Origin of the sequence: Streptomyces sp. NPDC093109 (assembly GCF_040701725.1) — a bacterium.
GTDB lineage: Bacteria > Actinomycetota > Actinomycetes > Streptomycetales > Streptomycetaceae > Streptomyces.
The window spans coordinates 1-12,249 of sequence record NZ_JBFBEZ010000034.1 but is presented as its reverse complement, the minus strand read 5'-3'; the positions used below and the strand labels follow the sequence as shown (position 1 = coordinate 12,249).

The following is a 12,249-nucleotide window of genomic DNA, read 5'->3' as shown; positions in this document are numbered from 1 at the left end:
AAGGACCCACACACCCCACAGCACCACCCGCGTGAACACGCACCATCCGCTCCGCTCCGGAAAAACGATCCGTTCAAGGAGGCATGGATCATGGTCAACACCACCCCGGCCACAGTCCCCGACCCGCGCGCCGTCAAGCGCGCCGCGTGGGCCGGTCTGATCGGCACCGCGCTCGAACAGTACGACTTCGTGATCTACGGAACCGCGTCCGCGCTGATCTTCAGCGAGCTGTTCTTCCCCAATGTGTCGGCGTCGGTCGGCATCCTCGCCAGTTTCAGCACCTACGCGGTGGGGTTCGCCGCACGGCCGCTCGGCGGGCTCTTCTTCTCCCGGTACGGGGACCGTCTCGGCCGTAAGTGGGTGCTGGTCGCGACACTGCTGCTGATGGGCGGCTCCACGCTGGCCATCGGTCTGCTGCCGACCTACGGGCAGGTGGGGCTGCTCGCCCCGATCCTGCTGCTGATCTGCCGCATGGGCCAGGGCTTCGGCGCCGGCGCCGAGCAGTCGGGAGCCGCCTCCCTGCTCACCGAGACAGCGGCGACAGGGCGCAGGGGCAGACTGTCGTCCCTGGTCATGACGGGCGCGGCGCTGGGCACCGCGCTCGGTGCCGTGGCCTGGATCCTCGCGCAACGGCTCTCCGACGACGCGCTGATGACCTGGGGCTGGCGGCTCGTCTTCGGCAGCAGCCTGGTCGTGACCGTCGCCGCGATGGTCATCCGGCGCAAGCTCCACGAGAGCCCGGTCTTCCAGGAGATGAAGGAGAAGCAGGAGCGGCCCTCGTCGCCGGTGAAGGACGTGCTGACGAAGGGCAGGAAGCCGATGCTCCTGGTGCTCTTCATGAACTGGGGTATCAGCACCCAGTCGTACACCTACCAGGTCTTCATGGCCTCCTATCTGGTGACGACGGTCGGCGTGGACAAGAAGTTCGTGCCCGAGGTGCTGCTGCTGGGCGCCATCTGCGGCGGTATAGCGGCGATCGCGTTCGGAACGCTCTCCGACCGTTTCGGGCGCAGGCCCGTCTACACGACGATTCTCAGCGCGCTGGTGCTGCTGCCCGTGCCGACCTTCGTCGCGCTCAACTCCGGTTCCAAGGTCGCGATCACCGTGGCGATCGTCATCGGCTTCATCCTGGCCTGCCAGGGTGCGGTCGGCGTCCAGATGAGCTTCTTCCCCGAGCTCTTCGGCAGCCGCTACCGGTACGCGGGGGTCACGCTGGGCCGGGAGTTCTCCTCCGTGATCGGTGGCGGGGTCGCCCCGCTGATCTGCACCGCGCTGGTCACCGCGTTCTCCGGGTCGTGGATTCCGGTTGCCGTCTACATGATGCTGATCACGACGATCAGTCTGATCGCCACCCGGATGGCGCCGGAGACGCTCGACCGGGATCTGTCCCTGACGACCGACGCCACCGATCCCGGCGCGGCCCGCGCCCGGCAGGAACAGGCCCTGCCCGGCGGGAAGTTGGAGAAGGTCGGCGACTGACCCCGGGCGGGCCGGAGTTCGGGCGGCCCCCGGGCGCCCGCCGGCCCCATACGGGCAGCCTCCGGGGCGTCCTCCGGGCCGCCGCCGCCGAACGGCCCTCATCTGACCCTCAGTCAGCTGGGGGCCGCTCGCGGGAAGGCCGCAGGAGACCTCGCAGCGCAGTCGGGCACCGAGTACCATCCGCCTCACGAGCGTGCGAGCTGGGAGGACACCGTGAGCCGGCTGACCGGCGGAGACCCGTCCCTGCTGCGGCGGATCAACTCCGCGGTGGTACTGCGCGCCCTGCGCGACTCGGGATCGCTCACACTCACGGATCTCACCCACCTCACCGGGCTCTCCCGGCCCACCGTCGAGGGGGTCGTGGAGGGGCTCATCGAAACAGGGCTCGTCGCCGAATCCGCGCCGGAGGAAGGCGAGACCCGTAAACAGGGCCGCCCCGCGCGGCGGTTCAGATTCCTGGCCGAGGCCGGGCATCTGCTGGGCATCGAGATCGGCTCGCACCGGGTGGCCGCGCGGGTCTCCGGTCTGGACGGCCGGATCGTCGGCAGCGGCTCGCACGAGGTCGCGCGGACCGCCGACGCGGACACCCGTCTGGAGCGCGTCGCGCTCCTCGTCGCGGACGTCCTGCGCGACGCCGGGGTGGCGCACGGCTCCCTGTGGGCCGTCGGCGTCGGCAGCCCCGGCATCGTGGAGGCCGACGGGACCGTACGGCTCGGCACGGCGCTGCCGCAGTGGACCGGGCTCGCGCTCGGCGAGCGGCTGCGGCGTTCGTTCAGCTGTCCCGTACTGGTCGAGAACGACGCCAACGCGGCGGCGGTGGCCGAGCAGTGGCAGGGCGCGGCCGTCGACTCCGACGACGTGGTCTTCGTCCTGGCGGGGCTCAGTCCCGGCGCGGGTGCCCTGATCGGCGGCCGGCTGCACCGCGGCTTCGGCGGCGCGGCGGGCGAGATCGGGGCGCTGCATCTGCTGGGCCGCGGGGCGACCCCGGAGAAGCTGCTGTCGACGACGGACGAACCGCTGCATCCGCTCGACGAGCAGGCGGTGGCCGCGGTCTTCGCCCGTGCCAAGGGCGGCGACGTACGCGCCGAGGAGGCCGTGGAGCGCTTCACGCGGCGGCTGCTGCACGATGTGGCGGCGCTGGTGCTGGCGCTGGATCCGGAGCTGGTGGTGATCGGCGGCTGGGCGGCCGGGCTGGACGGCGTTCTCGATCCGCTCCGCCGCGAGCTGTCGCGCTTCTGTCTGCGTCCGCCGCGCGTGACGCTCTCCCTGCTGGGCGAGGCGGCGGTGGCGACCGGCGCGCTGCGGCTGGCCCTCGACCATGTCGAGGAGCGGCTCTTCGCGGTGGAGGGTACGGTGCCGGCCCGCCGCTGAGCGACGGGCCGGGGGCGGAGGGGCGGGGCGGGCCGTACGGGGACCGGTCCGGTCCGACCGGTCCGGTCCGGTCCGATCCGGTCCGGTCCGGTCCGGTCCGGTCCGGTCCGTCAGGAGGCTCGGCGCTCCTCCGGCCGGTCGCTGATCTCCAGGTCGCCGGAGTCCCCGAAGGTGAGCCGGCAGGTGTCCGCGCGGTACGTCGCCACCGAGACGGCGGCGACACGGCCCGCCGCCACATAGCGCGTGGTGACCACCAGGACCGGGGCGCCGGGAAGGCGGTCCAGCTCCTTGGCGTCGTCCGCGCGCGCCGAGCCCAGCTCGACCGCGCGGTCCTGGCCGTCGAGCCCGAGCCGCTGGAGTTCGCGCAGGACGCTCCGGGCGCGGGCGGAGCCCGAGGGCGCGTCGATGGCCGACAGCTCGGGCACCGAGGCGGCCGGTACGTAGATCAGCTCGGTGGCGACGGTCTGGCCGCTGGTGACCCGGACGCGGCGGACGGTGTGCACCTCGGCGGGGGCCGTCTCCAGCAGCCGGAGCACGGCGGCGGGCGCGGGGGCGAGGACGCAGTCGCGGGGGTTCCAGGAGGCGTCCTGGTCGTCGCCGGGCCACTCGTGCCGGGGCGTGGAGACGTCCACGCCCACCCGGGGCGGCGCGACGGTCGTACCGACGCCGCGGCGGCGCTGGAGCCTGCCTTCCAGCTCCAGCTGTTCGAGCGCCTGGCGCAGCGTGGCGCGGGCGACTCCGAAGCGGGCGGCCAGTTCGCGCTCGTTGGGCAGGATCTCCCCCACCGCGAACTCGGTGTCGAGGGCCTCGGCGAGCACGTTCCTCAGATGCCAGTACTTGGGTTCCGGCACCGTCTCCAGTCGCGTGGTCCCCACCCTGATCCTCCGCAATCGCCGTTCGCCGGCGGGTTTTCCGTGCCCTTGTTTATTAAAGGTTCCTGCACTAAAAAGTGACCATAGGACGACCCACGGTGTTGGTCAAGACCAATAAGGGGCTACAGGACCGGCCGCTCGGGATCCGTTCCGCCGAGCTTGTCCGGGTTGCGCACGAGGTACACGCACCGCACCCGGCCGTCCGCGATCTCCAGCTGGAGCACGAGATCCGGTCCGTCCGCGCCGAGGACCAGGGCCGCGGGGGCCCCGTTGAACTCCATGAGGCGGACCGAGTAGCGCGCCGCGTCGGCCCCGACGGCGGCGAAGAACCGGCCCACCTTGTCGGCCCCCTCCAGGATCCGCAGGGGCGCCTTGGCCTTGCCGCCGCTGTCGCCGATCAGCCGCACGTCCGGCGCGAGCAGGGCGAGCAGCCCGTCGAGATCGCCGCCGGCCGCCGCCGCGAGGAACCGCTCGGTCACCCCGCGGCGCTCGGCCGGGTCGACGTCGTACCGCGGCCTGCGCTCCTCGACATGGCGGCGGGCCCGGCCCGCGAGCTGCCGTACGGCCGGCTCCGTCCGGTCGAGGACGGCGGCGATCTCCGCGTACGGGAAGCCGAACGCCTCCCGCAGCACGAAGACCGCGCGCTCCAGCGGCGAGAGGGACTCCAGGACGACCAGGACGGCGAGGGACACCGAGTCGGCGAGGACCGCGCGTTCGGCGGTGTCGGGCGCGACGGGCCCGTAGTCGGTGACGACCGGCTCGGGCAGCCAGGGGCCGACGTACGCCTCGCGGTGGGTGCGCGCCAGGCGCAGCCGGTCGATGGCCAGCCGGGTGGTGATCCGTACGAGATACGCGCGCGGCTCGCGGACCTCCGACGTGTCGTGGGCGCTCCAGCGCAGCCACGCCTCCTGCACGACGTCCTCGGCGTCGGCGACACCGCCGAGCATCCGGTAGGCCACCGCGGTCAGCACGGCCCGGTGCGCTTCGAACACGTCGCTGTCCACGGTGTCGGTCGTCACCCCGCCATCCCAGCCGACGGCGCCCCCGCTGTCCAGCGCAGCCCGCGCCGCTCACCCGGCGGGGCCGCGGGACGGCCGGAAAGGACAGCTGACCGGGGGCTGTTCACATGGGGTTCGCGTGATCGTTGTCGCCGGGCGTTAGGCATGGGGGGACACCCCGGCGTTCCGACCCCGCCCAGGAGGCACCTCCATGCCGCACGACCGCAGGAACCCCACCGTTCCGTCCGCCGACATCCCCGGCGCCCCGGGACGCCGCAGCGTGCTGCGCGGCTCCGTCGCCGCCTCGGCGGCGCTGGCGCTGCCCGGTGGCGCGCTGGCCGCCGCCGCGCCCGCGCAGGCGCTCTCCGGCCGGCCGCGGGCCGCCTGGGGTGTGCAGGCGGGTGATGTCACCTCCTCGTCCGGGCTGGTGTGGGTACGGTCGGACCGGCCCGCCCGGATGATCGTCGAGACGTCCGCGACCTCCTCGTTCCGCAGCTCCCGCCCCTGGCGGGGACCGCTGCTCGGCGCCGGCACGGACTTCACGGGGACGGTGCCGCTGCACGGTCTGCCGGCCGGTGAGCAGGTGCACTACCGGGTGACGCTGGCCGACCCGGACGACCCGCGCCGTACCGGTGAACCGGTGTACGGCACGTTCCGTACCGCGCCCGGCAAACGCCGCCAGGACGTGCGGTTCGTCTGGTCGGGCGACATCGCGGGACAGGGCTGGGGCATCAACCCGGACATCGGCGGCTACCGCGTGTACGACGAGATGCGCCGGCTGAACCCGGACTTCTTCCTCTCCAGCGGCGACAACATCTACGCGGACGGGCCGATCGCGTCGAGCGTGACGCTGCCCGACGGGCGGGTGTGGCGCAACATCACCACCGACGAGAAGGCGAAGGTCGCGGAGACCCTGGCCGAGTACCGGGGCAACTTCCGCTACAACCTGCTCGACGCGAACGTACGGCGCTTCAACGCCGAGGTTCCCTCGATCACCCAGTGGGACGACCACGAGGTGCGCAACAACTGGTACCCGGGCCAGATCCTGGACGACGCCCGGTACACGGAGAAGCGGATCGACGTGCTCGCCCGGCACGCGAGCCAGGCGTTCCGCGAGTACTACCCCGTTTCGACGCTGCACGCGCGCGGGGCCGACCAGCGCGTCCACCGGGTGATCAGCCACGGACCGCTGCTCGATGTGTTCGTCCTCGACATGCGGACGTACCGCAACGCCAACTCGCCGGGCCGGCAGAGCGACGACACCACCGGCATCCTGGGCGCGGAGCAGCTCGTCTGGCTGAAGCGGGAGCTGGCGAAGTCGCGCGCCGTGTGGAAGGTGATCGCCGCCGACATGCCGCTGGGGCTGGTCGTGCCGGACGGCGCGACGGACATCGAGGCCGTCGCGCAGGGCGACCCGGGCGCGCCGCTGGGCCGGGAGCTCCAGATCGCGGAGCTGCTGCGGTACATCAAGCACCGGCGGATCACCGGCACGCTGTGGCTGACGGCGGACGTCCACCACACCTCGGCGCAGCACTACTCGCCCGAGCGGGCGGCGTTCAAGGACTTCGAACCGTTCTGGGAGTTCGTCACGGGCCCGCTGGCGGCGGGGCAGTTCCCGGCCAGCGCGCTGGACGCCACGTTCGGTCCCGACCGGGTCTTCGTGAAGGCGCCCACCCGGCAGAACGTCTCCCCGCTGGAGGCGCCGCCGCTCTACGGCGAGGTGGCGATCGACGGCGGCAGTGGTGAGCTGACGGTCCGGCTGCGCGAGCAGGGCGGCACAGTGCTGTTCACGAAGGTGCTCCAGCCGGGCAGGGTCGGTCAGTAGAACCGCCGATGAGTCAATAGCCGCAGGTCAGCGCCGCGTTCGGGGTCATTGTCAGTGGTGGGCCCTACCGTCTTTCCCATGACGCGATCCGTACAGGCGCTGGCCTATTCACGTCCGTCCGCCCTGGAGAGCATCCAGGGCGGACGGCTGCTCGGACTGGAGACATCCGGTGGGCGCACCCCTCGGGGTGCCGAGGCGAGCCCCCGGTTCTTCTCGGGGTTCCTCGACTCGCCGCGGACCGCCGCCAGGGGGCTGCTGGCGGTGGCCGATGTGGCGGGCGCGCGGTACTACCGGCCGCAGCTCGGATCGTCGCTCGACCCGGTGGTGACGGGGAACGGGGACCGGCTGCGCTTCGAGTCGTTCTCCGCCTGCTGCGGGGTGTACGCGCGGCTGGACATTCTGCGCGGCGGGCTCGGCGGCGCGGAGACGGGGCACGGCACGACCAATGTGGATGTGAACAACCCGCTGCGCGAGGCCCTTTCCCGGCTGACCGGTGACGATCCGCTCCATCTGCGGGTGGGCCCGGACGAGTTGGCGGTGACGACGCTGGACGGCTCCGTGGTGGAGAAGAAGGTTCCGCTGCCCGACCGCTGGCTGCGGGGCTTCGCCGAGGCGCAGGTCGTCTCGGCCGGTTTCGATCTGCGGGCCGAGCTGACCGCCGCCGAGGCGGTGCGTTTTCTGCGGACGCTGCCGCGCGGCGCGGCCGTCGCCTCGCGCGGGGCGACCTGGGTCGTACCGGCGGGGCGGACCCTGCGGCCGACCACGCGGCCGGTGCCGGGGGCGGTCTGTCTGCCGGGCCCCGAGCGGCTGGCGGCGCTCGGCCGGGTGCTGCGGGACGCCACGGCGCTGCGGGTGTACGGGCCGGTGGCCGAGGGCGCGGCGGTGGCGAGCGCCTGGGAGGTGGTGCTGCCGGGGATGCGGCTGACGCTCACGCTGTCGCCGGACGCGGCGCGCGGGTTCTCCGGCGAGGGCGGCGTGCTGGAGGCGCTGGCCACGGAGGAGGCCGCGGCGGACGCCGAGCTGGTCTCCGTACTGCTGGCGTGGGAGCCGCGGGTCGACCCGGGCGAGCTGGCGGAACGGGCGGGGCTGCCGGTGGCGCGGGTGCGGGCGGCGCTGACCCGGCTGGGGACGGCCGGCCGGGTGGGGTACGACATCGCGGACGCGGCGTACTTCCACCGGGAGCTGCCGTACGGCGGAGACCTCGCGGAGCGGCACAATCCGCGGCTGGTCGCGGCGCGCGCCCTGGTCTCGGCGGGGGCGGTGACGCTCGACGGGGACCTGGCCTCGGTGGCCTCGGGTGAACGGCTTTACCAGGTACGGGAGTCGGCCGGGGTGCTGAGCTGTACCTGCCAGTGGTGGGCGGACTACCGGGGGCGGCGCGGCCCGTGCAAGCACGCGCTGGCCGTCCGGATGGCGCGCCGCGGGACCGCGGTGGCCCCGCGTACCGCCGCGGCCGGAGGTGCGCGATGAGTGAACTGCTGAATGCCGTACGGGCGGCGCGTACCGAGGACATCCCCGGCATCGTCAAGCCGCTGACGGCCGCCGAGCGGAAGGCGGAGCTGGCCGAGCTGAAGGCGTTCCGCGCGGAGCTGCGCGACTGGTCGTGGAAGCGGTGGCGGGAGCGGAACCGGGTGAGCCAGGCGCTGGTGGTGGCGGGGGCCGGCTGTCTCACTGGGGCGGCGGCCACGGCCGACTGGATCGGCGCCCGCGAACTGCGGGAGAACTTCCCGGTGTCCCATCCGCGGCTCCTCGACGTCCTGGGTGACCGGGATCCGCGGTGGCTCGGCGATCTGGCCCACCGGCTCGCGCGCCGTGCGGCCACCGCGGAGCTGGACTACCGGCTGATCTCGGGGCTGGTCGGGCTGTCGGGCTGCCCGGCGCCGGCCGAGGACGCCTATGTATACGGCTGGGTGGCGGCGACGCCGACGCACGGCCTGCTGCTGCCCGCGCTCCGGGCCGATCCCGGGGTGACGGCCATGGTGCCGCGGCTGTTCGAGACGGCGGAGACACCGTCTTCGCTCGGCTGGCAGTCGGACACCACCGATCCGCACCACTGGCCGACGGCGCTCACCGTCCTCGCCGAGGAAGGCGTGCTGGAGCGCCGGGTGCTGGTGGACGGCGCCGTCGCGCGGCTGCTGCGCGGGGGCGCCCCGGGGGACGCGGTGTTCTTCCTGAATCTGCTGGTCCGGCTGGAGCTGACGCCGGACGAGGAGCGGGAGCGGCTGCCGGACTGGACGGGCATGGCCGCGGACGGGATCTCGACGGTGGCCGGGCACGCGCAGGCGGTCGTCTCCCGGCTCGCGCTCGGCGGCGGGCTGCCCGCCAGGAGTCTCGCGGACGTGTCGGGCGCTCTGCTGTTCCGGCCGGAGAAGAAGCTGGTCAGGGCCCAGCTCATCCTGCTCGGCAAGGTCCTGCGCGCGGACCCGGGCGCGGTCGGCGAGCTGCTGCCCGTGATCGCCGAGACCTTCGGGCACGAGGACACCGCCCTCCAGGAGCGGGCGCTGAAGCTGGTGGCCCGTCATCTGCCGGCCGTGGACGAGGAGATACGGTCGGACCTCGCCGCGTCCGCCGGTCTGCTGGCCGTGGTGCACCGGACGCGGGCCGCCGGGATCTTCGGTGCGGAGGCGATGACGGCCGATGCCGTTCCGTACGAGGAGACCCTGCCGCCCGTGCCGCTCCCGGTGCGGGCGGAGCCGGCTCCGGCGGACGTCGCCGAGCTGGTCGCGGAGGTGGCGGCGCTGATCGGCGCCCGTGGGGGCCCGGCGTCGTTCGAACGGGCGCTGGACGGGCTGGTGCGCCACGCGTACCGGGACCGGGCGGCGCTGGCCGACGCCCTGCGGGTGGCGCTGGACGGCTGCTGGTGGCTGGAGGCCGTCCCGGAGCACGACGTGGACGGCGACTTCGCCCGGAACACCTACGGGGTCGAGGTGGTGGCCGCCTCCCTCTGCGAGCGGATCTCCGTCACGTCGCTGCGGGACGCGGGGAAGCCTGCGGCGGTCCGTCAGTCCTGCACGCACACCGTGCTGGACGGGGTGCTCGACGCGCGGCTCCGGGAAGTCGCGTATCTGGTGCGTACGCGCCCGCTGCCGTTCCTGCTCGCCACGCCGACCTGGGAGACGGGTGCGCTCGACCCGGATGTCCTGGTCGAGCGGCTGGCCGAGTACCGCCGGCTGGGCGCGGACCCGGCCCCGGCCGACTTCGCGCAGGCCCTCCTGCGGGTACGGCACGACGGGCCTCCGGAGGCGGCGCGCGCGGCGGCGGCGCTCGGCACCCCCGAGGGAGACCGGCTGGCCGCCTGGCTCACCGGCGAGAGAACGGCCCTGCCCGGACTCACCCCGACCGGGGAGGGGGCGCCGCGCGACGGGGCGGAGTTCCCGGAGCCGGACCGCCGGTGGCTGGGGTCGCTCGCGGAGCCCGGGCGCCGGTTCGCCGCGCGCCGGGCGCGACTGGCGGCGGCCCGTGAATTCCCCCCGGCCTTCCGCCTGCTGGGCCACCCCACCCAGGGGCCCGGTGCCGGCTGCTACCACTGGCAGGGAGACCGGAACGTGAACTGGACGGCGGTGCTGCCCGGGGACCGGGACGCCCTCGCCGGCTGGCTCCTGCCCGAGGTGGCGGGGTGCGCGCGGGACGACCGGCGGGGCGGGGCCTGGTGGCTGCCGCTGATAGCGGAGAGCGGCGGCCCGGCGGGCACGTCACTGCACCGGGCGGTGGCATACGGTCTCGGCTCCCGGCATCCGCAGGACCGGCTGGCGGCCGTGGACGCGCTGCTGGTGCTGGCGACACAGGGCGATCTGGACGGGCGGGCACTGGGCGAGGAGCTGGCCACGCGGGTGGCGGAGGGGGACGTCAAGCCCAACCGGCTGGCGGACGCGGCCCGTACGGCCGCCGCGACCGGCGCGTACGCCACGGTCTGGTCCGTGCTGGGCGCGGCCCTCCCGGCGCTGCTGGCCGGGGCGGCGGCCGGGCCGGGTGCGGCGCGCGCCGGGCTCGGCGAGATACTGTCCGTGGCCGCCGACTGCGCGGAGCGGTGCCGTGCGACGGCGGAGATACCCGGCCTGCCGGAACTGGCGGAGAACGGCGGCAGCTCACGGGCGGCGACCCAGGCCGTTCGGCTGCTGGCCACAGTGCGCCATGGAAGCGATCATTCCGCGCCATAAAAGATCGAAGATGGCTCAAAATGGAACATTTCCATCCTTAACCCATCAGTCACAAACCGTTCGTGATCACGCAACACCATTCCGTCAGAGTGAGGTCATGACTCATGTGACTCCCGCGAAGAGCGCCCGCCGTCCGCACCACTGGCGGCGGGACGTGGTCGAGCTGGCAGCCCTGTTCACCGCGGTGGCTGTCGCCGACGCCCTGGCGAACATGATCGCGCACGGACCCGACGGTACGTTCCTGCTGGTCGCGTCGGCCGTGGCGCTCATCGCCACGGCCATGTTCCACACCTGGTGGGCCCGCCGCCACGGCCACGCACCACCGGCCTCGGGGGCCGGGCCCGCCGGGCCCGCGCCCGTACCCCTGGTGCGGGACGGTTCCGCCCCCGGGGAGACAACCCTCTGGCGGATGCGGACCACCGTCCGGGACGAGCCCGGCAGCCTCGCCGCGCTCTGCACCGCCTTCGCCGCCCACCGGGTGGACATCCTGACCCTCCAGACCCATCCGCTGGCCGACGGCACGGTCGACGAGTTCCTGCTGCGCGCCCCCGCCGCCCTCCAGGCAAAGGACCTGACCCGCGTGGTCGCGGACGCCGGCGGCAGCGACACCTGGATCGAGCGCGCCGACGCCCACGACCTGGTGGACACCCCGACCCGGGTACTGGGCCTCGCCACCCGCACCGCCCTGGACGCCGCCGAACTCCCGCTGGCACTACGCCAGTTGCTCGGACGTTGCACCATCCACTCCCAGCCCGCAGGACCGGCCGGCGACCACCCCGCCGACGCGCCCGTCGACGGCGTGCTGGACGACACCGAGATGCGGCTGCGCGACCCCAACGGCGGCAGCATCACCGTCGAGCGCCCCTACCTCCCCTTCACCCCCACCGAGTTCGCCCGCGCCCGCGCGCTGGTCGAGCTGGACGCGCGGCTCGGCCCGCGCATCCCGCGCAGCCAGGACGTACTGACCCTCCCCGAGGGCGAGGAGATCACCGTCCGGCGCGCCGACAGCGACGACCTCGAAGCCGCCCTCGCCATGCACGGCCGCTGCTCCGACCGCACCCTCGGCCTGCGCTACCACGGCCCGGCCGCCGACGCCGACCGCTACCTCGACCACCTGCTGAGCCCCCGCTTCGGACGCACCCTCGCGGTCCAGACGGCCTCCGGCAAGCTCGTCGCCCTCGGCCATCTGCTCTGGGACGGCGACGAGACCGAGGTCGCGCTGATCGTCGAGGACGCCTGGCAGCGCCGCGGCATCGGCTCCGAACTGCTCGGCCGGCTGGTGGCACTCGCGGTCGAGGCCCGCTGCGGCAGCGTGTACGCCGTCACGCAGGCGTCCAACACAGGCATGGTCGCCACCATGCGCGACCTCGGTCTGCCGCTGGACTACCAGATCGACGAGGGCACGCTCGTCATCACGGCCCGGCTGGAAACAGTGGCGGCAAGGTCCCTCCCTTAGGGCCTGCCGGGAAACAAGCCGTCGCTTTCGGCTCCGAGGCTCGTTGCCATGGCATGGGGAGTCCGAAGGGGATCGAGGCGGTCCTGGCCGC

The 12,249-nt window shown here is 73.7% G+C and carries 8 protein-coding genes; 6 read left to right on the top strand and 2 right to left on the bottom strand.

Features of this window, described 5'->3' with window-relative positions; all coding sequences use genetic code 11:
- Positions 1–90: 90 nt before the first annotated feature.
- Positions 91–1,479 carry an MFS transporter gene (locus tag AB0389_RS27680; RefSeq protein WP_366398220.1) on the top strand — a complete coding sequence of 463 codons (1,389 nt, stop codon included), beginning with the start codon at positions 91–93 and terminating at the stop codon, positions 1,477–1,479.
- A 213-nt stretch (positions 1,480–1,692) separates the two neighbouring features.
- Positions 1,693–2,850 carry an ROK family protein gene (locus AB0389_RS27675; RefSeq protein WP_366398219.1) on the top strand — a complete coding sequence of 386 codons (1,158 nt, stop codon included), beginning with the start codon at positions 1,693–1,695 and terminating at the stop codon, positions 2,848–2,850.
- A 110-nt stretch (positions 2,851–2,960) separates the two neighbouring features.
- Here AB0389_RS27675 and AB0389_RS27670 read toward each other — a convergent pair whose 3' ends face one another.
- Positions 2,961–3,725: a GntR family transcriptional regulator gene (locus tag AB0389_RS27670; protein WP_366398218.1), complete on the bottom strand. Its 765-nt coding sequence runs from the start codon at positions 3,723–3,725 to the stop codon at positions 2,961–2,963.
- Positions 3,726–3,844: 119 nt separating this feature from the next.
- Positions 3,845–4,741 (bottom strand): RNA polymerase sigma factor SigJ, encoded by an 897-nt coding sequence (gene sigJ / locus AB0389_RS27665; protein ID WP_366398217.1) that lies wholly within the window; start codon positions 4,739–4,741, stop codon positions 3,845–3,847.
- Between the two features lie 190 nt (positions 4,742–4,931).
- On the opposite strand from sigJ, the gene AB0389_RS27660 reads away from it, so the two are divergent.
- From AB0389_RS27660 to AB0389_RS27645, 4 genes are all read left to right on the top strand, one after another.
- The gene (locus AB0389_RS27660; protein WP_366398216.1) at positions 4,932–6,545 is read left to right on the top strand and encodes an alkaline phosphatase D family protein; all 1,614 of its coding nucleotides are present in this window, start codon (positions 4,932–4,934) and stop codon (positions 6,543–6,545) included.
- A gap of 78 nt (positions 6,546–6,623) precedes the next feature.
- Positions 6,624–8,015 carry an SWIM zinc finger family protein gene (locus AB0389_RS27655; RefSeq protein WP_366398215.1) on the top strand — a complete coding sequence of 464 codons (1,392 nt, stop codon included), beginning with the start codon at positions 6,624–6,626 and terminating at the stop codon, positions 8,013–8,015.
- Positions 8,012–10,702, top strand: coding sequence for a DUF6493 family protein (locus tag AB0389_RS27650; protein ID WP_366398214.1), 2,691 nt, complete (start codon positions 8,012–8,014; stop codon positions 10,700–10,702). Before AB0389_RS27655 ends, AB0389_RS27650 begins: the two co-directional genes overlap by 4 nt.
- A gap of 97 nt (positions 10,703–10,799) precedes the next feature.
- Complete coding sequence (locus AB0389_RS27645) at positions 10,800–12,158, top strand: GNAT family N-acetyltransferase (RefSeq protein WP_366398213.1); 1,359 nt, start codon at positions 10,800–10,802, stop codon at positions 12,156–12,158.
- Positions 12,159–12,249: the final 91 nt, after the last annotated feature.

What these genes read in the sequence shown, in the direction of transcription:
- AB0389_RS27680 (WP_366398220.1), top strand. Translation starts at nt 91, where the DNA reads ATGGTCAACACCACCCCGGCCACAGTCCCCGACCCGCGCGCCGTCAAG.
- AB0389_RS27660 (WP_366398216.1), top strand. Translation starts at nt 4,932, where the DNA reads ATGCCGCACGACCGCAGGAACCCCACCGTTCCGTCCGCCGACATCCCC.
- AB0389_RS27650 (WP_366398214.1), top strand. Translation starts at nt 8,012, where the DNA reads ATGAGTGAACTGCTGAATGCCGTACGGGCGGCGCGTACCGAGGACATC.
- AB0389_RS27645 (WP_366398213.1), top strand. Translation starts at nt 10,800, where the DNA reads ATGACTCATGTGACTCCCGCGAAGAGCGCCCGCCGTCCGCACCACTGG.
- AB0389_RS27655 (WP_366398215.1), top strand. Translation starts at nt 6,624, where the DNA reads ATGACGCGATCCGTACAGGCGCTGGCCTATTCACGTCCGTCCGCCCTG.